Origin of the sequence: Lapillicoccus jejuensis (assembly GCF_006715055.1) — a bacterium.
GTDB classification, from domain to species: Bacteria; Actinomycetota; Actinomycetes; order Actinomycetales; family Dermatophilaceae; genus Lapillicoccus; species Lapillicoccus jejuensis.
Window position 1 is genome coordinate 59,044 of sequence record NZ_VFMN01000001.1, and the last position, 24,268, is coordinate 83,311.

Consider the following 24,268-nt stretch of genomic DNA (forward strand, 5'->3'; position numbering starts at 1 on the left):
TGTCCAAAACGGACCAGTGGGGGTACGGCGCGTTGTCGCAGGTCAGGGCGCTGAGGTGGTCCGACGGCCGGGCACGGCGGCGACGAGCGCCTTCGTGTAGCCCTCCTGCGGGTCGGAGAAGATCTGCTCGGGGACCCCGCTCTCGACGACCCGCCCCTCCCGCATGACGTACACCCGGTGGGCCACGAGCCGCACCACGGCGAGGTCGTGGCTGATGAAGAGGAACGACAAGCCGAGGTCGCGCTGGAGCGACACCATGAGGTCGAGGATCTGCTCCTGGACGATGACGTCGAGGGCGCTGACCGCCTCGTCCATGACGACGAGCTCGGGGCGCAGCGCGAGGGCCCGGGCGATGGCGACGCGCTGGCGCTGGCCTCCGGACAGCTCGTGCGGGTGGCGGTCGGCCAGCGTCGCCGGCAGCGCCACCTGCTCGAGCAGGTCGGCGACGGCCTGGCGGCGGGAGGCCGCGTCGCCGATCTTGTGGACGCGGAGCGGCTCGGCGACGACCTGCCCGATGGTGTACCGCGGGTCGAGCGAGGCGTACGGGTTCTGGAAGACCGGCTGGACCGCGCGGCGGAAGGCCAGGACGTCCCGGCCGCGCAGCGCCGTCACGTCCTGCCCCCGGAAGTGCACCGACCCGCCGTCCGGCGTCTCGAGCCGCAGCGCGAGCCGGGCGGTCGTCGACTTGCCCGACCCCGACTCCCCCACGATGGCCACCGTCTCGCCCGGGCCGACGACGAGGTCGACCTCGTCGACGGCGCGGAAGCCCTCGGGCCGGCCGCGCAGGGCGTACCGCTTGACGGCGCGCCGTACCTCCAGCAGTGGAGCGGCCGGCGTCCCGCCGTCCGCGCCCTCGGCGAGCGCGCGAGGCGTGGCGAGGATCTTCGGGTCGGCGAACCCGGGAGCCGCGGCCAGCAGCCGCCTCGTGTAGTCGTGTTGGGGACGGCGGACGACCTGCTCCGCCGGCCCGGTCTCGACGACCTCCCCGCGGTACATGACGACGACCCGGTCCGCGCGCTCGGCGGCCAGCGCGAGGTCGTGCGTCACGAGGAGCACGGCGGCACCGACGTCCGCAGCGAGCTCGGCCATCTGGTCGAGGACCAGCCGCTGCACCGTCACGTCGAGCGCCGACGTGGGCTCGTCGGCGAGCAGCACCTCCGGCCGGCACGCGAGGGCCATGGCGATGAGCACCCGCTGCCGCATCCCCCCGGAGAACTCGTGCGGGTACTGGTGGAAGCGGGGCTCGGCGTCGTCGATGCCGGCGGCCTCGAGCAGCCGGACGGCCTCGTCGTGGGCCGCTCGGCCCCGCGACCGGTCGTGCACCTCGAGGGCCTCGACGATCTGGTCGCCGACCGTCATCACTGGGTCGAGGTTGGTCATCGGGTCCTGCGGGACGAGCCCGATCCGGCTGCCGCGCAACGACGTCATCGTCCGCTCACTCGCCGCGGTGAGGTCGAGCTCCCCGAGCCGGACGACGCCCCCGGTGATCCGCCCGTTGTCGGCCAGCAGCCGGTTGACGCAGGCCACGACGGTGGACTTGCCCGAGCCGGACTCCCCCACGATGGCCACCGTCTCACCGGCGGCGACGTCGAGGTCGACGTGCCGCACGGCCTCGACCTCACCGTGGGAGGTGGTGAAGCTCACACTGAGGTCGCGGATGCTGAGGACCGGGTCGGGCCGGGTCGCGTCCGTGGTCACCGGGGCGCTCCTGTCGTCGAGGGGGTGGCGAGCGCCGACGTCAGGGCGCCGAGCAGGACGGCCTGGATCTCGTCGCCGCTCAGGGTCGCCGGGAGGGTGGCGGCCGTGCCGGCGGGTGGGAGAGGACCGACGACGCCGTGCAGCCGGGTCGCGCCGCCGGCGACGACCGCTCGGGCGGCGGGCACGAGCGCGACGAAGGTGCCGGTGAAGCCGCTGTGGTGCAGGACCGTCGTCTCCTCGCCGTCGACGACGACTCCGCGGCGGAAGCCGAGGGCCTGGCTGGGGTCGACCGGGCTGGGTTCGGCGAACCGCGCAAGCACCGGCGCCGGGACGAGCTCCTCGGTGAGCAGCGCCTCCCCGAGCCGCAGCAGGTCACCGACGCTCGCGAGGAGACCGGCGTGACCCGAGACCCCGCCGAGGGCGTGAGCGGCGTTGCCGTCGTTGGCTTCCCCCACCACCGGGCCGGCGCGCCAGCCGCCGAACGAGTGGCGGTCGAACGGGACGTCGTACGGGGTGTTCGTCTCGACCATCGCCAGCTCGTAGGCGTCGCTGTCCGCGCCGGCCGCCGCTGTGGCGGGGTCGACCGGTCCGTAGCGGGCCCTCAGCCCGAGCGGCTCGGCCACCTCGTCGCGGAAGAGCCGGTCGAGACGCACGCCGGTCACCCGCTCGAGGACGTGGCCGAGGACGACCATCCCGAGGTCGGAGTAGACCCGGGCGGTGCCGGGTGTCCGGTCGAGCGGGAGCGCGAGAACTCGGCGGATCGCCGCGTCTCGGTCCGTCGTCTCGGCGTAGAGCGGCCACCACGGCCGCAGCCCGCCGGTGTGGGTGAGCAGCTGCTCGATCGTCACCGCGCCGACGCCCGCGTCGACGTCGCCGACGTAGCGCCCGACGGGATCCTCGAGCGCGATCGCCCCGGCGGCGACCTGCCGCATGGTGAGGACCGTGGTGACGGCGACCTTGGTCACCGACGCCTGGTCGAGCAGCGTGTCGCTCGACATGGGCCGCCCGGGCGTCTCCCCGGGGAGCACCGCCCAGCCCGTCGCGGCGACGTGCGACCCCGCGGGGGTACGGAGCCCTGCGACCGCGCCGGCGGGGTGGGTCCCCGGACCGCCCAGGGCGATGAGCCGCTCGACGGTCCGCTGCAGGTCGACGCCGCTCACGACGCCGACCCGCTCGGCGTCGATAGCTCGATCCGTTTCGGCCACAACGAGATCGGCTCGACAACAGGAAGCGGCCGGCCCGGTGCGGCGGTGAGGGACCCGAGCACCCGAGGACCGGACGCGCCGGTGCAGCTCGGCACGTTGCCGGGCAGCCCCTGCCGGGTCGCCCAGCCGATGAGAGCGAAGGCGACGGCCTCCTTCTCCCCCGCCGGCACCCCGAGGTCGTCGGTCGTCATGACCTCGACGTCGTGAGCGAGCTCGCCGATCCGCGCCATCAGCACGGGGTTGCGGACCCCTCCCCCGGCCGCGACGACGACGTCGAGCCGCGCGTCGCGCAGGGCGTCGGCGACGGTGACGGCGGTCAGCTCGGTGAGGGTGGCGACGAGGTCGGGCAGGGTCGGTGAGACGCCGGCGCGCCGTACGGCGTCGTCGACGTGACCGAGGTGGAACAGCTCCTTGCCGGAGCTCTTGGGCGGGGTGAGCGCGTAGTACGGCTCGGCGAGCAGCTCGCGCAGCAGGTCGGCGTCGACGTGCCCGGCGGCGGCCAGCGCCCCGTCGCGGTCGTACGTCTGCGCCCCGTCGGAGAAACGCGTGACGACGGCGTCGACGAGCGCGCCGGCGGGGCCGATGTCCCAGGCGACCGGCTCGGTGTCGGGGGCGCAGACGGTGAGGTTGGAGATGCCGCCGAGGTTGAGCGCGCCGGCCCAGGAGCCGTTGTCGCGGAACGGTGTTAGCAGGAGCCGGTCGAGGACGGGCACGAGCGGGGCGCCCTGGCCGCCGGCGGCGAGATCGGCGGCGCGCACGTCGGCGACGACGGGCAGACCGGTGGCCTCGGCGATCCACGCCGGCTGCCCGAGCTGCAGCGTGCCGAGCGCCCGACCCTGCTCGACCCAGTGGTAGACGGTCTGCCCGTGCGAGCAGACGAGGTCGACCTCCGGGGCGCCGGGGAGCACACGCACCGTGTCGACGACGTCGGCGGCGACCGCTGCGAAGGCCTGCCCGATGAGGGTGTCGAGGCGGCACACCTCGTCGACGCTCGCGGGGCGCGGCGGGAGGGCGGCGATGATCCGGGCGCGGAGCGCGGCGTCGTACGGGACCGAGGTGGAGTGCTCGACGACGGCGCGCAGCGTGTCCCCGTCGGTGGTGAAGTCGACGACGGCGGCGTCGATCCCGTCGTGCGAGGTGCCGGAGATCATTCCCAGGACACGGGTCACCGTCGGCCTCCCGTGCGGTGTTCGAGGGCGGCGCGCAGCGTGTCACCGAGCAGGTTGAGCCCGACGACGGCGACGACGAGGGCGGCGCCGGGGAAGTAGAGCATCCACGGCGCGACGCTGGACAGGCTCTGCGCGTCGTAGACCATCCCGCCGAGCGAGGCGGCCGGCGGCGGGGTGCCGAAGCCGAGGAAGCTGAGCGCCGCCTCGGTGAGGATCGCCCACGACAGCGACAGCGTCACCTGCACGACGAGGATGCCGCGCATGTTGGGCACGACGTGCTCGACGAGGGTCGACAGCCGGCTGCGGCCGAGCGCGATCGAGGCGAGGACGTAGTCGGCCGAGCGCAGCGTGAGGACGGGCGCGCGCGCCACCCGAGCGAAGATCGGCATGTAGACGACGGCGATCGAGACGGCGACGGTGAACCAGCTGCGCTGCAGCGTCGCCGCCAGCGCGAGCGCGAGCAGCAGCGACGGGAAGGCGAAGAGCACGTTGGTCAGGACACCGACGACGCGGTCGAGGACGCCCTGGTAGTAGCCGGCCAGCACCCCGAGGACGGTGCCGACGAGACCGGCCGCGGCGACCGAGACGAGCGCGATCCGCAGGCTGTTGGCCAGGCCGGAGGCGACGCGGGAGAAGACGTCGCGGCCGAACTGGTCCGTGCCGAACCAGTGCGCGCCGCTCGGCCCGGTGAGGGCCTGCGCGACGTCCTGCCGGCCCGGGTCGTACGGCGTCCTGCCGGCCAGGGCCAGCAGCGCGAACGCGACGACGACGAGGATGAAGACGGCGCCGATGACGCCGGCCGGGCCGGCGACGGCACCGAGACGGCGTGGCGCGCGGGGGGTCGTCGTACCGACGCTGGTGCCCGTCGTCACCTGCTCCGCGGGGGCGCTCACGAGGCCCTCACCCGCGGGTCGATGAGGCGGTAGGCGAGGTCGGTCAGCAGGTTCACCGTGACGAACATCGCGGCGATGATGAGCACGGTGCTCTGGACGACGGCGTACTCCTTCTGGGTGAGGGCGAGCAGCGTCTGCCGGCCGATGCCGGGGATGGCGAAGATCTGCTCGGCGACGAGCGCCCCGCCGAGGAGGAACCCGAACTGCAGACCGGTCATCGTCGTCACGGGGATGAGCGCGTTGCGCAGGATGTGACGGGTCTGCAGGCGTCTCGTCGGGACGCCCTTGGCGCGGGCGGTACGGATGAAGTCCTCGGAACGGATCGCGAGGATCGCCGTCCGCGTGGTCTGCAGGATCGGCGCGGCGATGCTGATGCCGAGGACGAGCGCCGGCTGGAGCATCTGCTGGAGGTTGAGCCCGGGGTCCTGCCACAGGGTGCGGTAGCCCTCGCCGTTGGGGTACCAGCCGAAGGTGTTGGTCAGCCAGCTCGACACGACCGTGGCGAGCAGGAACGACGGCACCGACAGGGCGAGCAGGCTGCCGAGCTGGGTCGTCGTGTCACGCAGCTTGCCGGGTCGGCTGGCCGCGAGGACGCCGAGCGGCACCCCGAGCAGGAGGGCGACGACGATGGAGAGGACGGCGAGCTCGATGGTGTTGGGCAGCGCCTGCGCGGTCATCGTCGTGACGCTGAGGTGCGAGGTGGTGTCGACGCCGAGGTTGCCGGTGAGCACCCCGCCGAGCCAACCGAGGTACTGCGTGACGAGCGGCTTGTCGAGGCCGTAGTACGCACGGAGAGAGGCGATCTGGTCGGGCGAGAGCTCGCCGGCGGCGGTGCCGTACGCGGCGGTGATCTGGTCGCCGGGGACGACCCGCAGCACGAGGAAGGTCAGCAGCGACACCCCGAGGAGGGTGAGGACGACCTCGCCGACCCGGCGGGTGACGGGGTGGGACGCCGTACGGCGCAGGGTGGTCATCGGCGCTCGACCGCGGCGGGCCGGCGGCTCACGAGACCGTCGCCTTCCACATCGTCGCGAGGCTGGCGTCCGAGCGGGCCTCGAAGTTCTGCACGCCCTTGTTGAGGACGATGAACTCCTTAGGGGTGAACAGCCACACCCAGGCGGCGTTGTCGACGAGGTCCTGGCTGACCTGCGAGTAGATGGCCTTGCGCTTGGCGGTGTCGGTCGTCGCGATGCCCTCGGCGAAGAGCTGGGTCAGCTGGTCGGAGCTGTAGCCGGCGACCTCGTTGTAGGTGCCGGTCGGGGTGAAGTAGCGCGCGTACATCGTGTTGGGGTCGGCGCTGCCACCGTTGGAGGCGATGGCGGCGTCGAAGTCGGCGGCGAGCCAGCGCTTGACGTACTCGCCCGAGTCGAGGGACTCGATGGTGACGGTGATGCCGACCTTGCCCAGCTGGGCCTGAACGGCCTGGGCCTCGTCGACGGCGGTGGAGTACAGGCCCTCCGAGGTCATGACCTTGAGGGCGAAGCCGTTCGGCGTGCCGGCCTTGGCGAGGTACTCCTTGGCCTTGGTCAGGTCCTGGGTCGGGCAAGGCTGCTGCTGCGGGTCGCTGGCGAACTGCGGCGAGGTGATCGGGCCGGTCACCTCGCCCGCGCCGAGGGCGGCGGAGTCGATGACGTCCTTGCGGGAGATGGCGCACTGGACGGCCAGGCGGGCGTTGACGTCCTTGAGGACCGGGGACGTCGCCCGCAGCTGGAGGACGTGGTAGCTGAGCGAGCCGACGGACTCCGTCTTGGTGTTGTTGGACGCGGCGGTCTTGGCGGTGACGGGGTTGGTGAAGACGGCGGCGTCGACCGAGCCGGTCTTGAGCGCCGAGACCATCGACTGGTCATCGGGGATGATCCGGAACTCGACCTTGGCCGCGCCGGGCTTGCCGGCGTAGTACTTCTCGTTGCGGGTGAGGGTGATCGACTGGTTCGGGACGCGGCTCGCGAACTGGTAGGGGCCGGAGCCGTCGGGCTGGGTCGCGAGGGTGTCAGCGGTCTTCTCGGACGGGACGATGCCGGTGGTGACCGCGGTGAGGCCGACGGGGAAGGAGGCGTCCGGCTTGCTCAGGGTGACGACGACGGTCTGCGGGTCGGGGGCGGCGACGGACTTGACCGAGGCGAAGTAGGAGCGGGAGCTGGCCTTGGAGGCCTTGTCCATGATCGTGTCGAAGGTGTGCTTGACGTCGGCCGAGTCGAGGGTCGAGCCGTCGGCGAAGGTGACACCCTTCTTGAGGGTGAAGGTGTACGTCAGCCCGTCGTCGGAGACCTTCGGCAGGTCGGCGAGGCCGGCGGTCGGGGCGTTGTCCTTGTCGGTGTCGAGCAGCGGGCTGTAGATCTGGGAGAGCACCTGAATCGACTGCTCGGAGGTCGCGGTCCACGGCACCATCTGGGTCGGGTCGGCGGTGATGCCGAAGACGAGGGTGCCGGCGCCGTTGGCCGTGCTGCCGGCGGAGCCGCCGGAGCCGGAACAGGCGGTGAGCAGGAGCGCCGCGGCGAGACCGGCGGTGGTCCCGGTGACGAGGGCCGGCTTGCGGGAGGTACGGGGCATCGGGGACTCCTGGCGCGCATCGGTGAGGTGGTGGCTGGCCGGTTACTTCTTACCTCAGCGCGGCAGGGTCATGTGTTTTCTTGTCACTCTCCGGTCGTTGTCCGTGTCGTCCCCAGGTGTTTGACCAGGCCGAGCTGGGGGCGGCCCCACTCGGGGAGGGTGGTGGCGCGGCCGTCGGGCTCGTACCCCTGGGCGGCGTAGAACTGACGGGACGGGAGGTTCTCCGCGAACACCCACAGCTGGCTGCGTTCTGCTCCTTCCGTACGGAGTGCCTCCTCGGCTGCGGCGAGAAGGCGGCGACCGACGCCTCGACCCTGGGCAGTCGGGGCGACGTAGAGCGAGGCGACGTCGCCCAGGTTTTGTGTGGCGAGGGTGAAGCCGACGAAGCCGAGAGGCAAGTCCGGGGTGTCGTCGCGGGCGGGGTCCTCGGCCACCAGCACCTGAGCCCGTCCTTCTGCTGAGCGCTCGAGCAGAGCGGCCATCAGGGCGGTGGCACGGTCGGCGGTCATGGCGGAGACGAGCTCGGCCGGCATGACCCGGGCGTAGTTGACGTGCCAGCAGCCGAGGAAGACGTCCGTGAGGGCGGCGAGGTCGTCGGTCGACGCTGGGCGGAGGCGCGGCTCGGGTGTCGGCACTCGGCGACCGTAGACCCGGGTCGTTACGGGTTGTGGAGAACTCGTGGCCCGACGGGACGTGCCTTGCCATACTGAGCCGCTGAGCCGGCCGATAGGGAGGTCGCCGGCCTGACGAGACAGGGGACGATGTGCGCAAGCGCTGGGCACCGGGTCTCACTGTTGCAGTTGTCGTGGTTGCTGGCTGCAGCACAGAGCCACCAGCTCCCGCGGGTCCAACATTTACGAATCAGGAGACCTCCTCCTCCACGTCGCAGCCTCCCACCTCGACCGTGAATACTCCGTCTCCGAGCTCGACAACGAATCAATCGGCTTACCCAAAAACTGCAGCAGGCGCACAGGCATTCGTGGCGCTGTACTTCGCCCGCGTCAATGAGGCGTGGACCAGACCTCAGGCTGGTCTGATTACGCCGCTGTGCGCGACAAGTTCAAAGAGCTGCGCCAGTGTGGAGCAGGTTGCTCGCGACCTCTTGTCCAAGGGACAGAAGTATGACGGTCCGCCAGTTCGACTTGGCTCGGCGACTGTCTTGGGCCGCTTCGACCCGAGCTCAACCGAGGTCGTTAGTCAGGCTCTTCAAGAGCGCAGAAATATCGTGGATGCTGCTGGTTCAGTTGTCTCCACCGATTCACAGAAGCCTGTCTCGAATGTATTTACAATCTCATGGCAAGAGTCAGGGTGGCAGATTCAGAAGATCGAAGACGTCCAATGAATCTTAAGCGCCCTCTCACCCTTGCCGCGGCCGTCGGCGTCGTGTTGATCGTTGTATCTGCGACACCCGCCACGGCCGACTTCACCGGTAGTAACGGACAAGATGGTGGCCGGGTGAAGGCGACCTTGATGCCGCCGGATCTGCGCCAACAAGCGGCTACATACCGCCCCGTCGGTAGGCCAGCGACCGCAGAGTTCACCACCGCCAGTCCCTGCGGTCAGGGACCAGATTCTCCGAGTGAAGCGACGAACTGCAACTGGGCGATCACTGCGTGCGTCAATGCTCGTGGCGGCGGGCCTGGGCCTCTGTCACGGGTTTATCGGCGGCCGGTCGACACAACCGGTGCGGCAACGGGGCCATGGGAGCTCATAGGTCAGACCTGCTACCCAGACGCCGTACCCGGCGCGCAGCAGCCGCAGCTCACCCTCGCCATGATCATCAACGCGTTCCACCTCACTCCATGGGCGAAGACCCAGATCACGACCCAGCCCGTCGGCAACAAGACCCTGGTCGGCCTGGCCACGTACTACCAGGTCAACTGGTCGACGGCCGGCTACCAGCCTGACGAGGTCAACACGGTCAATCTCCTCGGCTACCAGGTCGACATCCGCCCCCGACTCGACCACTTCACCTATGTGTTCGGCGACGGAGACGAGTTCGGGCCGACAAAGGAGTTGGGCGGCGTCTACCCGTCCGGCACGATCACGCACCAGTACCTCAAGGCCGGCACCTTCACCTCGCGTGTGGACACGACGTTCGGCGCGGACTTCCGCGTCAACGGCGGCGCGTGGACGCCCATCCCGGACACCGTCACCGTGCCGGGCCCCGGGACCGCCATCGAGGTCCACACCGCCGAGAACCGGCTCGTCCAGAACTGATCTCGTCCACAACCCCCGCTGCGAGGACGGGCCGCCAACAGGCCTGTGGATGAACGGATCCGGCGCAGGCCCGAGTCGAGCAGGCTGGTCGCATGACGGATCACGACACCTTCCCGACCACCCTCCTTCCGATGGACCAGATGCCGCCGGTGCGCTCGCAGCACGACCTGCAGCGCACCTGGTCCCTGCTCCTCAGCCCGCTCGGCTTCGCGAGCCCGCAGCTGTGGATGCTCGCCCTGAAGGACGACCGCATCGTCCTCCCGGTCAACATCACCGACCTGCCGCTCGAGCCCGTCCCGTCGGACCTCGAGCTGTTCCAGTCGGTCATCGCGCGCACGTGCCCCACCGACGGCGGCCGCCACGAGGTTGCCCTGCTCTTCGCCCGACCCGGGGCGGGGCCCCGCACCGCCGGCGACCGAGCCTGGGCCAGGGCACTGGCCGACCTCTCCCCCACCCGACCCGTCCACCTCGCCAACGACCACGAGGTCACCGTCGTGGCCCCTGACGACCTCGGCGCCACCGGGTGACCGGGGCGCCGAGGCGGCGTCGTACGGGATCGGCGGCAGCGTCAGCTGAGCTTGCCCAGCCAGTCCGTGCCGTTGAGGGCCCACTCGGCGTTCGTGCCGAGGGTGTCGTTCCAGCCGTCGTACAGGGTGTTGCCCGACTGGCCCGTGCCGTCGTCGACCGGCGACGAGTCGCCCCACAGCATCACGCGGCCGCTGCCGAAGGTCGACACCGCCATGAAGCAGCCGGTGCTGCCGGTGTTGGACACCCCCGCCCGGTAGAGCAGGCACTGCGCCGCGGCGTTGTCGGACTTGTTGAGGTTGAACGTCGTCGCGCCGCGCAGGATCGACTTGCTCGCCTGGCCCCAGGCTCCGTTGACCACCGGGTGGGTCGAGGCGCCGGAGCCGAGGTTGGACGTGTTCTCGCTGCTGATGTTCTGGTAGGCCGCGGTCACGCCGAAGGGGTCGGTGTCGTCCACGCCGTTGCTGCTGAAGAGCTGGTTCGCGATGTCGACCGAGTCGACGCCGTCGTTGTTCCGGTCGGACTGGTCGTGGTCGATGATGAGGAAGAGACCGCCACCGTTCTTGACGAAGGTCATCAGCGCCGTGCGCTCCGCCGACGTGAAGGCGGTGTTCGGCTCGTCGATGACGAGGACGTCGTACTTGCTGAGGTCCTGGGCGTTGCTCGTGCTGCCGTAGGTGAACGCGCGACCGCTGGGGTTGGTGGCCAGCGTGTAGTCGGTCGGGTACTGCGCGAGATCGACGCCCCACGACGACAGCGCGCCGGTCCAGTCGGTCTCGCTCGTCGGGGACGCGTTCTGCGCGTAGGGGTTCGGCTGTGACGTCGAGATGATCCAGTCGGCGTTGCCGGCGGTCTCGGCGTGCGCGTTGTCGAAGAGCACCCGCACGGGGGTCGCCGTCGTCGCGGCCTGGCTCTGGGTCGGTGCGAGGCCGACGAGAGTGGCGGCCAGCGCGCCGGAGAGGGCGAGGGCCGCGGCGGCGCGGCGACGGAACGGGTGGGGGTTGACGCGCATGAGCGCACCTTTCGTCAGCGGGCCGCCCCTGCGGCGGCCCGGGCCGGGAAGATCCTGCGCAAGCCTGCGACGGGCCGGTCCAACGCGGGGAGAACACCGTCACCGGAAACCGTCACCTCCCGGTCAAGCCCCGTCCAGGTCGGCAAAGGCCGCGTCATGTCCACCCGGGCGCGGCGACCCGGTGGTGGGCGGCGGGGCGTCGTACGGGCGGGTGGGGCGACTGCCCGTTCGGGTAGGTCCGGCGCCTTCGGGACGCACCTACTGTCGAGCCCATCCCGTCAACGACGACGCAGGAGGACAGTTCGTGAAGACTCGCGGTGCAGTGGTGAAGCAGGCCCCGGGCAAGTACGAGGTCGTCGACCTCGAGGTCGAGGACCCCCGGCAGAACGAGCTCCAGGTGACCATGACCGCCTCCGGTCTGTGCCACTCCGACGACCACATCGCCACCGGGGACATCCCCGTCGGCGTCTACCCGTTCTGCGGGGGGCACGAGGGCTCGGGCGTCGTCTCCGCCGTCGGGCCCAACACGGTCGGGTTCAAGGAGGGCGACCACGTCGTCTTCTCCTTCCTGCCCGCCTGCGGGCACTGCACCTGGTGCGCCCGCGGCATGTCGAACCTGTGCGACCTCGGCGCCGGGCTGCTCGCCGGCTCCCGCTGGGAGGACCCGACGAGCTACCGCCTCAGCATGGACGGGCAGCCCGTCGGCCAGATGTGCGGGATCTCGACGTTCTCGCAGGTGACGACGGTCGCCGTCGACTCGGCCGTGAAGATCCCCGACGACATCCCGCTGGAGAAGGCCTGCCTCGTCGGGTGCGGCGTCGGCACCGGCTGGGGCTCCGCCGTCAACTCGGCCGAGGTCGCCCCCGGCGACACCGTCATCGTCATGGGCATCGGCGGCATCGGCATCAATGCCGTCCAGGGCGCGGCGATGGCCGGCGCGTCGAACGTCATCGCCGTCGACCCGGTCGCGTTCAAGCGCGAGAAGGCGCAGGAGCTCGGCGCGACCCACGCGGTCGAGTCGATGGAGGAGGCCACCGAGCTGGCCAAGTCGTTCACCAACGGCCAGGGCGCGGACTCGGCGATCGTCACCGTCGGCGTCACCAAGGGCGAGCACCTGGGTCAGGCCATGGCCTCGATCCGCAAGGCCGGCACCGTCGTCGTCACCGGTCTCGGCGACATGACCGAGGTCGGCGCGCCGGTCTCGCTGGCCGACATCACCCTCTTCCAGAAGCGGATCCAGGGCTCGCTCTTCGGGGCGTCGAACCCCAAGACCGACATCCTCAAGATGCTCCGGCTCTACACCGACGGCAAGCTCAAGCTCGACGAGCTCGTCACCCGCACCTACACGCTCGACGAGATCGCGCAGGGCTACGAGGACATGCACGCGGGGAAGAACCTGCGCGGCGTGGTCGTCTACTGACCCACGTGACCGCACTCTCCGGCAGCCCGGCTCCCGAGGCCGGGCTGCCGGTGCTGTCCATGGTGCAGTCGGCCGCGGCCCGGGTGGTCGGCCGCGGCCGGGAGGCCCGGGTCGTGGCGGCGGCCCTCGGCGCGGGACGCAACGTCCTGCTCGAGGGCCCGCCGGGGACGGGCAAGACGACGCTGCTGCGGGCCCTCGCTGACGGGGCCGGGGTGCCGCTCGTCCTCGTCGAGGGCAACGCCGACCTCACACCGGCGCGGCTGGTCGGGCACCACGACCCGTCGCGGGTCCTCACCGAGGACTACCGACCGGAGAACTTCGTCCCCGGGCCGCTGCTGCGGGCCATGACGACCGGGGCTCTGCTCTACGTCGAGGAGCTCAACCGGGTCCCCGAGGACACCCTCAACGTCCTGCTCGGGGTGCTGTCCGAGCGGCGCACCCACGTGCCGCGCGTCGGGGCGGTGGACGCCGCGGCGACGTTCCGCCTCGTCGCCGCGATGAATCCGTACGACGCTGTCGGCACCGGCCGCATCTCCCCCGCCCTCTACGACCGGTCGTGCCGGGTGACGATGGGCTACCAGCACGAGGACGCCGAGGTCGCCGTCGTCGCCGGGGAGACCGGCGGGCCGAAGGCGCTGGTACGACGCGCCGTACGGGCGGTACGGCTGAGCCGGGAGCACCGCGACCTGCGCCTCGGGTCGTCCGTGCGTGGCGCGATCGACCTCGTCCTCGTCGCGGGCCAGCTCGAGCTCCTGGGTGACGCACCCGAATCGGATTCGGCGGGCTCGGCTCGGGTCGTGACGGGAGCCGAGCGGGGCGAATCCGATTCGCAAGGGTTCGACCCTGGGCTGGAGGCCGCACTGGCCGCACTGTCGGGGCGGGTCGTGCTCGCCGAAGGGGCCGACCGCAGCGTCGAGGACGTCGTCACCGAGCTGTGGGCGGCCGCTGCGCCGCGCGACGAGGGGGACGACGCGGGAAAAGCGTGACGCCCGAGACGGCCTCGGGCGCGCCGAACCCGTTCTCCCCCAGCCCACCCCGGGTCCTCGAGCACCCCGACGAGGTCGGCGCGGAGCGACAGCGCCAAGCCGCCCGTACGACGTCCCGCGCCGAGCTGACCCTGCGCCACCCGTCGCTCGACCGCGTCTCCCGCGACGTCGGCGACCTCGAAGAGGCCGCGCTCGGCGACCTGCTGCGGGAGGACCCCGACGAGGCGATGGCCCTGCTCGCCGACCTCGCCCGGGCCACCGACGTGAGGCTGCGCGCGGCCGCACGCCGGCTCGCGCGGTCCATCGCGCTGCGGCCGCCGTCGGCCGGGGCCGCCACCCCGAACGGCCGCCCACGCCTGACCACGCTCCCCCAGCCCGACGGCGGCGACCTCGACCTCGACGCCACGCTCGGGCGGCTCGACGCGACGCCGTACCTGCGGGGTGAGGACCTGCACGTGCGCGACTGGCGGCGGCGCGGCACGGCGTACGTGCTCCTCGTCGACGTGTCCGGATCGGTCGCCGGGGCCCGGCTCGCGACGGCGGTGCTCGCCGCCGGAGCGTTGGCCAGCCGGCTGCGGCCGGGCGACGAGCTGGCCGTCGTCGCCTTCGCCCGCGACGCCCTCGTCCTGCGGGCCATCGACGCCGCCGCTCCCCCGGGTGACGTCGTCGACGCCCTGCTCGACCTGCGCGGGCACGGCACCACCGACGTGGCGCACGGGCTGACCGTCGGGCTGCGGCAGGCGGCCCGGGCCCGCTCGCCGCGCCGCGAGGTCGTCGTCCTCGGCGACGGGGTCGCGACCGCTGGCGGTGACGCGAGCGGAGTGGCGTCCGACGCCGGACGGCTGGGGGCGCGCATCCACGTCCTCGCGGTCGACGACGCCGACGAGGCCCGCACCGCGTGCCGCGCGATCGCCGCCGCGGGCGGTGGCCGGGTCGCGCCGCTGCGCCGCCCCTCCGACGCCGCCGACGCGCTGGCCACCGTCCTCGCTTGAGGCTGTGGACAACCGGGCACTCGCCCGCTCGCGCTTGCCTAGGGTGTTCGCATGCGGGACCACGGCGGAGGCGGCCTCACCTACGAGGTCCTCGTCGAGCAGCTGGGGGAGGCGGCGGGTGACGTCCGCGCCGTCACGCAGCTCGCGCAGGCGGGAGAGGTCGAGACGATGGCGCAGGGGATCGACCTCGGCCACTCCCGCCTGACGCACGTGCTGTGGGAGTTCTGCGGCCGGTGGGACCGCGGGCTGTCGCTCCTCGTCGGCGACTCGACCGCGATGGCCGACGCGCTCGAGTCGACCGCGCAGGACTACGCCGAGGGCGAGGCGGCCACGGCGCAGCTCTACCTCGGGGCGGGCGGCTGACATATCGCTGGACGCTCCGAGCAGTGGTGGTCTACGGTCCCGGCATGCGCCACCAGCAGCTCACGACGACGCCGGACCCCTCCGGCGCCGCGCCATGACCTGACCCGCGCACCCACCAGGCCCCGGAGCGATCTGGGGCCTTCGTCGTGTCGGACGAGACCGGTCGCTTCCTGGGCACCCGCCTCCAGCGACAGGACCGCCCACCATGTCCCACCTCGACCACCGGCAGCTCAACCGCGACCTCGCCGTCTTCGCGACCGACCCGCTCGCCGGCTCCGGCCTGCCCCTCTGGCTGCCCGCCGGCGCCGCGATCCGCGACGAGCTCGAACGCCTCGCCAAGGACCTCGCCCACGCCGACGGGTGCGAGGACGTGCGCACCCCTGTGCTCGGCAAGCGCGCCCTCTTCGAACGGTCCGGCCACTGGGCCAAGTTCTCCGCCGACATGTTCCCCGCCATGCGGCTCGGTGAGGAGGACGTCGTCCTGCGCCCCGCTAACTGCCCCCACCACGCGCTGGTCTACGCCTGCGAGCAGCGCTCGTACCGCGACCTGCCCGTCCGACTCAACGAGCTGGCGCCGATGTTCCGCGCCGAGAGATCCGGCGTCGTCTCCGGCCTCTCCCGTGTCCGGCAGATCAGCCTCGACGACACCCACGTCTTCTGCCGCCCCGACCAGGTGCGCGACGAGGTGGCCCGCGCGCTGCGGTCCGCTCTGGAGGCGCAGCGCATCCTCGGCCTGCCGGTCGACGCCGTACGGCTGTCGCTGCGCGACGACTCCGACGCCTGGCTGGGCTCTCGCGAGCAGTGGGAGCAGAGCGAGGGCGAGCTGCGCGCGGCCGCCGAGAAGGTGCTGGCCGACCGCCCGCTCGACCTGGTCGAGGCGGCGGGTGAGGCCGCGTTCTACGGGCCCAAGCTCGACCTGCAGGTCCGCGACGGCCGAGACCACGAGGAGACCATTGCCACCGTCCAGCTCGACGGCAACCTGCCCGAGCGCTTCGACCTGGGCTACCAGGCCGCCGACGGCTCGCGCGCCCGCCCGGTGATGATCCACCGCGGCACCGTCGGGTCGATGGAACGCGTCACCGCCGCGCTGCTCGAGCGCTACCAGGGCCGGCTCCCACTGTGGCTCGCGCCGACCCAGGTGATGCTGCTGCCGGTCGCCGAGGCGCAGGACGCGGCGGTGGACGACGCCGCTGCGGCGCTCCGGCGCCGCGGCCTGCGGGTCGCCGTACGACGTGACGGCAGCCTCGGGGCGCGCATCCGCGAGGCTCGGCGTCGGCGCGCCGCAGTGGTGGGCGTCGTCGGAGCGTCGGAGGCCGCTGCGGGCGTCGTGCAGGTCACCGACGGTGTCGACGGGAGCCGGCGCGAGGTAGCGGTGGACCAGCTCGCGGAGCGGCTCTCGATCGCCCACCGGGAGCGGGCTGCTCGCGTCCTCTGGTGAGCCTGTGGAGAACTTCCGAGGCGTCGATCCCGTTCTCCCTAGGCTGGTTTCGTGGACGGGACGGAGGAGCCGGCGCTGGCGTCGGGAGCGTCCGTCGACGAGCTCGTCGCCGGTTCCGTGACCGGCATCCTCGGCCTCGCCGAGGCGATGGCGTCGCTCGGGGACGGGCTGGACGACAGCGCCACCGCTCTGTCGCGGGTCGAGGTCACGGGGTGGTACGGCGTCGCGTCCGCCGCCGCCCACGACCGGCTCGGGCAGGAGTCGAGCCGCTGGGTCGCCGCGTCCGGTGCGTTCACCACCGCGGGTGAGGCGCTGCGTCGGTACGCCGCCGCGTTGGCTCCGGCGCGGGCCCTGGCGGGGGAGGCAGTGGCCGCGTACCGGCGCTACCTCGCGCTCGTCGACCTCCTCGTGGCCGCCGTGGCCGTCCCGTCGACCGGGGGGACGACGCCGGTGTCGGGATCCGGCAAGGTCGCGGCCTCAGTCCCCGACCGCGCCCAGGTCGGGCACCGGACCGCCGTCCTGCTCGCCGCTGCCCACGGGGAGGACGCGCAGCTGGCGTACGACGCCGACTCGCTGCGCCGCCGGGCCATCTCGTTGCTGGCCGATGCCCGCGCGCAGGCTCTGGCGGCGGGCGATGCGGCCGCCGACCAGATCCAGGCGGCGATAGCCGACGCACCTCGAGCCCGGACGTTCTGGCAGGGCACCATCCGCAGGCCCGGCGCCGAGGACGCCGGCCACACGTCGCTCGACGTCGTCGGCTTCGTGCCGGGGTGGGTCGGCATGGCGGCGACGGCGGTCAACGTCGGGTGGTACGCGCTCGAGGGCGACCGCGAGGACGCCGGGTACGCGGCGATGGGGTTCGCGCCGTTCGGCATGGGCAAGGTCGGCCACGAGATCGCGGCTGGGTCCAGGGTCTTCAGGCTCACTGACAAAGCCGACGTGCTCGCGCTGACCGGACGCGACCTGTCACAACTCGCCCCCTCCTTGGGCTTGACCGAAGTGAGTCCTGGCGTCTTCACCACCCGCGGGGGACTCACTCTGGAGCTCATCGGGGGGCAGCACCGAGTCCCTCACGTGCTGCTGCACCTCTTTCCCGACGCAACCAAGCGGACACACAGCGTCTTCAATGTGCCCGCGGAGGAACTGTTCTCCACCCTGGACGAGGCTTGGGCCCGGCGGGGTGCGCCCGAGGCGAACGACCCTCTCGCCTACGTTATAGACCTGCATCGCGCTGTAGGCGTGAGTGGCGAGACCAAGGTTCGCATCGTGGTGCGCACCATTGGCTCCGTCAACCGAGTCGTCACCGCATTCCCCTGTTGATGAGGAGACCAGGACGTGTCAACGCTTCCAGAGTGCCCCCGGTGCGGGCAGGACTACGTCCGGACTGCACGCCTCGTCGAGACCGGCGAGCTGTTCCAGCTGTGCGACGAATGCCTCGCTACCTGGCCTTTGGGAGCCGAGGTTGTAAAGGCCACGTTCACCCAGCTCGACGACTTCGCGGAGACGCGCGGGCTGCCTTACAACACGGGCGTGGAAGCGGCTGATACACCCGGCCTCAACTGAGTGAGTGCGCAGGAAGTGGCAACACGTGAGGTCCTGTGTCAGGGGCCGAGGACGCGGTCGAGGTAGCGGTTGGCGAAGACACGGTCGGGGTCGAGTCGGTCCCGCACAGCCGTGAAGTCGGCCATCCGCGGGTAGCGCCCAGCCAGCTCGGTCGCGTCCTGGTAGTGGATCTTGCCCCAATGGGGTCGCCCGTCGAAGGAGCACATGAGGGCGTCGACGGCGCGGAAGTACGGCTCGTGGTCCTCCTTCCAGAACCGGTGGACGGCGACGTACCCGCTCGCCCGACCGCTCGCGGTCGACAGCCACACGTCATCACTGGCCGCGACTCGCACCTCGACCGGGAAGCTGATCGCCCACCCCGACGCCTCGACCAGCTGCCGCAACGCACGCACCGCGTCGGGCACCGCCTCGACCGGCAGCGCGTACTCGCACTCGCGGAACCGCACCCACCTCGGGCTGGTGAACACGCGCGGCGAGACGTCGGTGACGGACCGCTCGCCGTACAGGCGCGTGGCGAGCCGGTTCACCGACGGCACGACCGATGACACGCGGTGCCCGAGCTCGCACACCGCCTGGAGCGCGGCGTTCTCGACGACCTCCTTCTCCACCCACGTCCGCACCCGCGACGGTGGCTCGTGCCAAGTCCCGGCGGGCAGCCGGGTGTTCGCCTTCGTCATGACGACGTCGGTGTGCGGCCACCAGTAGAACTCGACGTGGTCGGTCGACGCCATGAACCCTTCGAACCCGTCCAGCACCTCGGCCAGCGGCAGTGGCCGCTCGACCGCGCGCAGCAGGAACGCCGGCACGCACTGCACCGTCACCTCGACGACAACTCCCAGCGCGCCGAGGGACAGCGCCACCGCGGGCAGGAGATCTGCGTCCGCCTCGCCCCCCGGGGTGTCCCCCACGGCCAGCACCTCACCGGTCCCGGTGACGAGCACCGCGCCGACGACGTTCGCCGCCAGCCCCCGGAAGGCCGCCCCCGTGCCGTGCGTGCCCGTCGACACCGCGCCGGCGATCGTCTGGGCGTCGATGTCGCCCATGTTCTCCAGCGCTAGCCCGTACGGCGCGAGCAGCCGCGGCAGCTCGTGCAGGTGCGTCCCCGCGCCGAGCCGCACCCGCCCCGCCGTCCGGTCCACGCCGAGCACCCCCGACAGCGCCGAGACGTCCACGCTCACCCCGTCGGTCATCGCGATCGGCGTGAAGCTGTGCCCCGCACCGACGGCCTTCACCCGCAGCCCCCGCTCGCGCGCCGACTGCACCACCGCCACGACCTCCTCGACCGACCGCGGTCGCGCGACGTGCGCCGGCGCGGCCGACTCGACCCGCCCCCAGTTGCGCCACCGCTCCCCCGGCCGCAGGACCCCGCCGCCCGTCACCGTCGTCGTCACAGGAAGACCTTTCCCTCGCCCCGGTAGGTCGGCAGCTGGCCGACCACCTCCCCTCGGTGCACCACCGCGAACGACGCCAGGTGCTCGCTCAGCTCCCCCGCCTTGGTGTGCCGCAGCCACACCCGGTCCCCGACCGACATCGTGCGAGCGGCCCGACCGCGCAACGGCGTCTGCACCTCACCCGCCATCTCGCGCGGCAGCATCGACAGCCCCTCCGGCCACGCGACGAGCGGCAGCCGGTCGGCCCCCGGCGGCCCCGAGGCGACCCAGCCGCCCCCCATGAGCGTCACCGTGTCGGGCTTCGGCCGCCGCACCACCGACAGCGCGAAGGCCGCCGCCGGCGCGGGCGTGAAGTGCACGTAGTGGTCGAACAGGTGCGGCCCGAACAGCCCCGACCCCGCGGCGATCTCGGTCACCGACGGGTCTGCCGACGTCGACTCGATCGACCCCGTCCCACCGCCGTTGACGAACTCGAGGTCCGCCACCGCGCGCACCGCCGACACCGCCGCGCTGCGCCGCTGTGTCAGCTCCTCCACCGACGCCCGCTGCAGCGCCCGGATGACCCGGCCACGCCCCGCACCCTCGTTGGTGAGCCCGGCGACCTGCGCCTCGTAGGCCATCATCCCGACCAGCCGGAAGCCCGGCCGGCGCACGATCGCCTCCGCCGCCCGCCGTGCCTGCCCGACGTCGTGGACCGGGGAGCGTCGTACGCCGACGTGGCCGGCCACCGGCGAGCGGTACGACGCGTCGAGCTCGAGGCACACCCGTACCTGCGCCCGCGCGCCCGGCGCCGCGACGGCGTCGACGAGGTCGAGCTGCGCGACGTCGTCGACCATGAGGGTCACCCGCGACGCGAGCCGCTCGTCGGCGACGAGCCGCGCGATGGCCGCGCGGTCGGCGCTCGGGTAGCCGACGACGACGTCGTCGTGGTCCTCCGCCAGCCACAGCGCCTCGGGCAGCGTGTAGGCGAGGATCCCCGCCCACCCCGGCAGCGCGAGCACCGCGTCGAGCACGCCGCGCACCCGCACCGACTTGCTCGCGATCCGCAGCGGCTTGCCCGCCGCCCGGTCGAGCAGGTCGAAGGCGTTGTGCGACAACGCGTCCCAGGCCAGGACGCCGTACGGCGGGTCCATCGCCTCGTTCGCGCGGGTGAGCCCCGGCCACCACTGCGCCGGCGCCTCCCACGGCCGGCCCGACGGCCGCACCAGCGGCGGCACGGACGTCGTCTCGATGGTCGTCATCGCACTCCCCTCACCGGCGCGACGGCCGCCGCACCGAGCGCCGCGGTCAGCGCCGCGACGACGAACAGCCCGGAGAACCCGTCGAAGAGGACGACGAGCCCGGCCCCGAGCAGCGGCCCGACCGCCTGCGGAAGGGCGACCGCGATGTTCATGATCCCGAGGTCCTTGCCGCGGCTCGCCGGGTCGGGCAGCACCTGCGTCGCGAGGGCCTGGTCGACCGACAGGAAGCAGCCGTAGCCGAGACCGAGCAGCCCGGCGGCGACGAGAGCGACGCCGTACGACGGCACGAAGGCGAGCAGCAGTGCCGCCACGCCCTGGATCGCCGACGACATCCAGACGAAGGGCTTGCGCCGCCCCACCCGGTCCGACACTCGACCGAGCCAGACCGAGGCGCCGACGACGAAGACCATGTAGACGAGGGTGAGGACGAGCAGGTCGTCCTCCGCGGTCGTGCGGTTCAGTCCGAACTCGAGGAAGTAGAGCAACAGGGTCGTGCCGAGCGCGTTGCTGATGTTGACCAGGACACGACCGGTGAGGGTCCACGCGAAGTCGGGGTGCTCGTGCGGGTCGATCCACAGCGACCGGACGACGTCCGCTACCGACAGCCGCGATCGCTGGTCGCGCGGCAGCACCTCGTCCGGCATGACGAGCAGCAGCGGCACGGCCAGCGCCACGAGGAGGAGGGCGACGACGACGTACCCCGCGACCAGCCCGGTGAAGAGCGTCGTCACGAGCACGAGCCCGAGGATCGTGCCGATCGCCTGCGGCGCCGACACGAGTCCCGACACGAGACCCCGCTGGTCGACCGGCACCTGGTCGGAGATGACCGCCGTCAGCGTCGCCGTCGTGATGCAGAACCCGATGATCGTCACGCACCACCACACCCCGATGCCGAGCATCGTCCGCTGCATTCCCAGGACACCGAGTCCGACCGCGAAGACCGCGGTGCCGGTGGCGATCCACGGACGGCGCCGCCCCCACCGCGACGTGGTCCGGTCCGAGGCGGCCCCCGCGAGCGGGTAGGCCAGCAGCGTGCAGACCCCGGCGGCGCCGGACACGACGCCGTAGGCGACGACGCTGCGCACCCAGTCCGTGTCGTGGCGCAGGCTGTCGACCTGCAGCGGCAGGAGCAGCTGGATCGGCGTCAGCTGGGCCATCCAGATCCCCAGCCACACCGTCGAGAAGGCAGTCAGCCAGCGCGCGGTGACCCGGCGGGTCGGCTCGGCGAGGGCGCTGGTCCACCCCGCCACAGGCGCAGCGGTCGCGTCCGCGGTGCTCACGGGACCACCGCCGCCCCGGCCTGCGCGAGGACCGCGTGCCCGGCCACCGCGCGCGCCGCCAGCCGTGCGGTCCGCTCGGTCGCCTCCGCGTCGCGGTCGGCCAGCCACGCAAGGGTCAACCCGTCGGTGAGCGCCACGACCAGACGCGCGAGGTCGGCCAGGTCAGCGTCCCAGGTGACCCCGAGCCGTGCCCCCAGCTCGTCGAGGAGCTCGGCGACGAGCGCGTGGTAGTGCGCGTACTGCTCGCCCGCCAGGCCGTCGAGGGTCGGCTCGCGCAGCGCGTGCTGGGTCAGCTCGAACATCCCCTGCTCGCGGCCCGGGTCGGCGACGACGAGGGCGAGGTAGCCGCGCAGGCAGCCGAGGAGGACCTCCTCGACCGCGGCTGCGTCGGGCCGCTCCGCGAGGCCGGCGAGGTCGACGTCGGCCAGCCCGGCGAGGGCCCCCTCGCGCTCCCCCTCGACGACGCCCGCGACGAGGTCGCGCAGCAGCTCGGTGCGCGAGTCGTAGACGTAGTGGAAGCTCGCGAGCTTCATCCCCGCCTCGGCGACGACCGCCCGGGTGGTCACGGCCGCCAGCCCGTCGCGGGCGAGCACCCGCAGCGCGGCGGCGGCGAGCAACGGACGGCGCTCGGTCGCGGGGACGCGGGGCACGGGACCTCCGGTGGTCGGCGTGGGTCGGGCTCGCAGTGGGACACCCGTCCCAGTCGTGAGTGGGACGACTGTCCCACACCGCCGCTCCGCCGACAAGGGGTTCCGTGTGCTCCCCCGGGTGCTCGGGTACACCCCGGCCATGGCGCAGAAGAAGTCGAGCGGGACGACCGGCACCGCGACGGACGGCGAGCCGCAGAAGGACCCCTACACGGGCATCCAGGCCGAGCGGGTGCGCACCCTCCAGGACGGCGATCCCGACGGAGGCGGCCGCTACGTCCTCTACTGGATGCAGTCGTCGGTCCGCGCCGACCTCAACCACGCCCTGGAGTACGCGGTGCACCGCGCCAACGACCTGGAGAAGCCGCTGCTCGTCTGCTTCGGCCTCATGGACGACTACCCCGAGGCCAACGCGCGCCACTACCTCTTCCTCCTCCAGGGCCTCGCCGACGTCGCCAAGGCCCTCGAGAAGCGCAAGATCCCCTTCGTCGTCCAGCGCGGGGCGCCGTACGACGTCGCCATCGAGCTGGGGAGGAAGGCCGCCCTCGTCGTCCTCGACCGCGGCTACCTGCGCCACCAGAAGCAGTGGTACGACAAGGTCGTGGGCGCGCTCGACGTCCCCGTCGTCCAGGTCGAGACCGACGTCGTCGTGCCCGTCGAGACCGCCTCGGACAAGCGCGAGTCCGCCGCGCGCACCCTGCGGCCGAAGATCACCAAGCACCTGACGCGCTTCCTCGTCCCCCTGCCGACGACGACCCTGAAGGACACGACCGCCCCGCGGGTCAAGAGCGAGGACGTGTCCGACCCCGAGGCCTACCTGAAGAAGCTCAAGGTCGACGACTCGGCGCCGCCGGTGCGGCTGTGGGAGGGCGGCAACACCGCCGCCCGCAAGCAGCTCAAAGCCTTCCTGAGTAACAGCTTCTCCAGCTACAGCGACCACCGCAACCAGCCGCAGACCGACGACGTGTCGCACATGAGCAAGTACCTGCACTACGGCCACATCTCCCCCGTCGCCATCGCGCTCGAGGTCGGCGACCGGCACGGCAAGAACGCCGACGACCTGCTGGAGGAGCTCATCGTCCGGCGCGAGCTGCCGATGAACTACGTCTTCTACGAGAAGGACTACGACAAGTACTCCGCGCTTCCCGAGTGGGCCCGCACGACCCTCGACGAGCACCGCGACGACAACCGCGAGCACCAGTACACCGCCGGCCAGCTCGAGAAGGGCGAGACGCACGACGAGTACTGGAACGCGGCGATGAAGGAGATGGTCGTCACCGGCTACCTGCACAACTACATGCGGATGTACTGGGGCAAGAAGATCATCGAGTGGTCCACGACCCCCGAGACCGCGTACAAGACGGCGATCACCCTCAACAACAAGTACCTCCTCGACGGCCGCGACCCCAACAGCTGGTCGAACATCTCCTGGCTCTTCGGCAACCAGGACCGCGGCTGGACCGAACGTCCCGTCCTGGGCAAGGTCCGCTGGATGTCCGCCGGCGGGCTCGAGCGCAAGGCCGACCCCAAGGCCTATGTCGAGAAGGTCGACAAGCTGGCCGAGCAGGTGGAGAGGCAGCGCGCGAAGGGCGCCTGACCGCCGCCGTACGGCGCCCGCTGCGCGGCTACGCTTGCACCGCGCCTCATGAGAATGGTTATCATCCTGCCATTCGTC

22 protein-coding genes are annotated in these 24,268 nt (G+C 72.0%); 10 read left to right on the forward strand and 12 right to left on the reverse strand.

The features are described 5' to 3' along the window. Positions 1-42: 42 nt before the first annotated feature. From FB458_RS00250 to FB458_RS00280, 7 genes are all read right to left on the reverse strand, one after another. Entirely contained in the window at positions 43-1,698 is a 1,656-nt protein-coding gene (locus tag FB458_RS00250) for a dipeptide ABC transporter ATP-binding protein (RefSeq protein ID WP_141845750.1), read from the reverse strand. Continuing rightward, a complete protein-coding gene (locus tag FB458_RS00255; protein WP_141845752.1) occupies positions 1,695-2,858 on the reverse strand; it encodes a serine hydrolase domain-containing protein in 1,164 nt (387 codons plus the stop codon). Before FB458_RS00255 ends, FB458_RS00250 begins: the two co-directional genes overlap by 4 nt. After that, complete coding sequence (locus FB458_RS00260) at positions 2,855-4,072, reverse strand: anhydro-N-acetylmuramic acid kinase (protein WP_246060982.1); 1,218 nt, start codon at positions 4,070-4,072, stop codon at positions 2,855-2,857. The genes FB458_RS00255 and FB458_RS00260 overlap by 4 nt, the downstream gene beginning before the upstream one ends. Beyond that, positions 4,069-4,965 (reverse strand): ABC transporter permease, encoded by an 897-nt coding sequence (locus FB458_RS00265; RefSeq protein ID WP_211355878.1) that lies wholly within the window; start codon positions 4,963-4,965, stop codon positions 4,069-4,071. Before FB458_RS00265 ends, FB458_RS00260 begins: the two co-directional genes overlap by 4 nt. Beyond that, positions 4,962-5,939 carry an ABC transporter permease gene (locus FB458_RS00270; protein ID WP_141845754.1) on the reverse strand — a complete coding sequence of 326 codons (978 nt, stop codon included), beginning with the start codon at positions 5,937-5,939 and terminating at the stop codon, positions 4,962-4,964. The genes FB458_RS00265 and FB458_RS00270 overlap by 4 nt, the downstream gene beginning before the upstream one ends. Positions 5,940-5,967: 28 nt before the next feature. Continuing rightward, on the reverse strand, positions 5,968-7,515 hold the full coding sequence (locus FB458_RS00275; RefSeq protein WP_141845756.1) for an ABC transporter substrate-binding protein: 1,548 nt from the start codon (positions 7,513-7,515) through the stop codon (positions 5,968-5,970). An 83-nt stretch (positions 7,516-7,598) separates the two neighbouring features. Further along, positions 7,599-8,150 carry a GNAT family N-acetyltransferase gene (locus FB458_RS00280; protein WP_141845758.1) on the reverse strand — a complete coding sequence of 184 codons (552 nt, stop codon included), beginning with the start codon at positions 8,148-8,150 and terminating at the stop codon, positions 7,599-7,601. A gap of 344 nt (positions 8,151-8,494) precedes the next feature. Here FB458_RS00280 and FB458_RS21145 point away from each other — a divergent pair, with 344 nt between their 5' ends. From FB458_RS21145 to FB458_RS00290, 3 genes are all read left to right on the forward strand, one after another. Beyond that, a complete protein-coding gene (locus FB458_RS21145) occupies positions 8,495-8,857 on the forward strand; it encodes a hypothetical protein (RefSeq protein ID WP_170185513.1) in 363 nt (120 codons plus the stop codon). A gap of 431 nt (positions 8,858-9,288) precedes the next feature. Then, positions 9,289-9,735: a hypothetical protein gene (locus FB458_RS00285; RefSeq protein ID WP_141845761.1), complete on the forward strand. Its 447-nt coding sequence runs from the start codon at positions 9,289-9,291 to the stop codon at positions 9,733-9,735. Positions 9,736-9,827: 92 nt separating this feature from the next. After that, positions 9,828-10,262, forward strand: a complete 435-nt coding sequence (locus tag FB458_RS00290; protein ID WP_141845763.1) for a hypothetical protein — start codon at positions 9,828-9,830, stop codon at positions 10,260-10,262. A 41-nt stretch (positions 10,263-10,303) separates the two neighbouring features. Here FB458_RS00290 and FB458_RS00295 read toward each other — a convergent pair whose 3' ends face one another. Then, positions 10,304-11,272 carry a hydrolase gene (locus FB458_RS00295; protein WP_141845765.1) on the reverse strand — a complete coding sequence of 323 codons (969 nt, stop codon included), beginning with the start codon at positions 11,270-11,272 and terminating at the stop codon, positions 10,304-10,306. Between FB458_RS00295 and FB458_RS00300 the strand changes: the two genes are divergently transcribed. The 6 genes from FB458_RS00300 (at position 11,271) to FB458_RS00325 (ending at position 17,791) form a co-directional block, all read left to right on the forward strand. Continuing rightward, entirely contained in the window at positions 11,271-12,692 is a 1,422-nt protein-coding gene (locus FB458_RS00300; RefSeq protein ID WP_281286068.1) for an NDMA-dependent alcohol dehydrogenase, read from the forward strand. The two genes, FB458_RS00295 and FB458_RS00300, sit on opposite strands and share 2 nt — an antisense overlap. Before the next feature lie 5 nt (positions 12,693-12,697). Beyond that, the gene (locus FB458_RS00305) at positions 12,698-13,678 is read left to right on the forward strand and encodes an AAA family ATPase (RefSeq protein WP_246060984.1); all 981 of its coding nucleotides are present in this window, start codon (positions 12,698-12,700) and stop codon (positions 13,676-13,678) included. Beyond that, entirely contained in the window at positions 13,675-14,670 is a 996-nt protein-coding gene (locus FB458_RS00310; protein WP_211355879.1) for a vWA domain-containing protein, read from the forward strand. The genes FB458_RS00305 and FB458_RS00310 overlap by 4 nt, the downstream gene beginning before the upstream one ends. A gap of 51 nt (positions 14,671-14,721) precedes the next feature. Then, positions 14,722-15,033 carry a hypothetical protein gene (locus FB458_RS00315; protein ID WP_141845769.1) on the forward strand — a complete coding sequence of 104 codons (312 nt, stop codon included), beginning with the start codon at positions 14,722-14,724 and terminating at the stop codon, positions 15,031-15,033. Positions 15,034-15,238: 205 nt separating this feature from the next. Further along, a complete protein-coding gene (gene thrS, locus FB458_RS00320) occupies positions 15,239-16,471 on the forward strand; it encodes a threonine--tRNA ligase (protein WP_141845771.1) in 1,233 nt (410 codons plus the stop codon). Positions 16,472-16,522: 51 nt separating this feature from the next. Beyond that, entirely contained in the window at positions 16,523-17,791 is a 1,269-nt protein-coding gene (locus tag FB458_RS00325; RefSeq protein WP_141845773.1) for a putative T7SS-secreted protein, read from the forward strand. Positions 17,792-18,072: 281 nt separating this feature from the next. On the opposite strand, the gene FB458_RS00330 is transcribed toward FB458_RS00325, so the two are convergent. Genes FB458_RS00330 through FB458_RS00345 form a run of 4 tightly spaced genes read right to left on the reverse strand, consistent with a single transcriptional unit; the run spans position 18,073 to position 22,596 of the window. Beyond that, positions 18,073-19,425, reverse strand: a complete 1,353-nt coding sequence (locus FB458_RS00330) for a D-arabinono-1,4-lactone oxidase (protein WP_246060985.1) — start codon at positions 19,423-19,425, stop codon at positions 18,073-18,075. Next, positions 19,422-20,666: an alanine racemase gene (locus FB458_RS00335; RefSeq protein ID WP_141845775.1), complete on the reverse strand. Its 1,245-nt coding sequence runs from the start codon at positions 20,664-20,666 to the stop codon at positions 19,422-19,424. Before FB458_RS00335 ends, FB458_RS00330 begins: the two co-directional genes overlap by 4 nt. After that, positions 20,663-21,946 carry an MFS transporter gene (locus tag FB458_RS00340; RefSeq protein WP_246060986.1) on the reverse strand — a complete coding sequence of 428 codons (1,284 nt, stop codon included), beginning with the start codon at positions 21,944-21,946 and terminating at the stop codon, positions 20,663-20,665. The genes FB458_RS00335 and FB458_RS00340 overlap by 4 nt, the downstream gene beginning before the upstream one ends. Then, positions 21,943-22,596, reverse strand: coding sequence for a TetR/AcrR family transcriptional regulator (locus FB458_RS00345; RefSeq protein WP_170185514.1), 654 nt, complete (start codon positions 22,594-22,596; stop codon positions 21,943-21,945). The genes FB458_RS00340 and FB458_RS00345 overlap by 4 nt, the downstream gene beginning before the upstream one ends. Positions 22,597-22,714: 118 nt before the next feature. Between FB458_RS00345 and FB458_RS00350 the strand changes: the two genes are divergently transcribed. Beyond that, positions 22,715-24,190 carry a deoxyribodipyrimidine photo-lyase gene (locus tag FB458_RS00350; RefSeq protein WP_211355880.1) on the forward strand — a complete coding sequence of 492 codons (1,476 nt, stop codon included), beginning with the start codon at positions 22,715-22,717 and terminating at the stop codon, positions 24,188-24,190. The last annotated feature ends 78 nt before the right edge of the window (positions 24,191-24,268 follow it).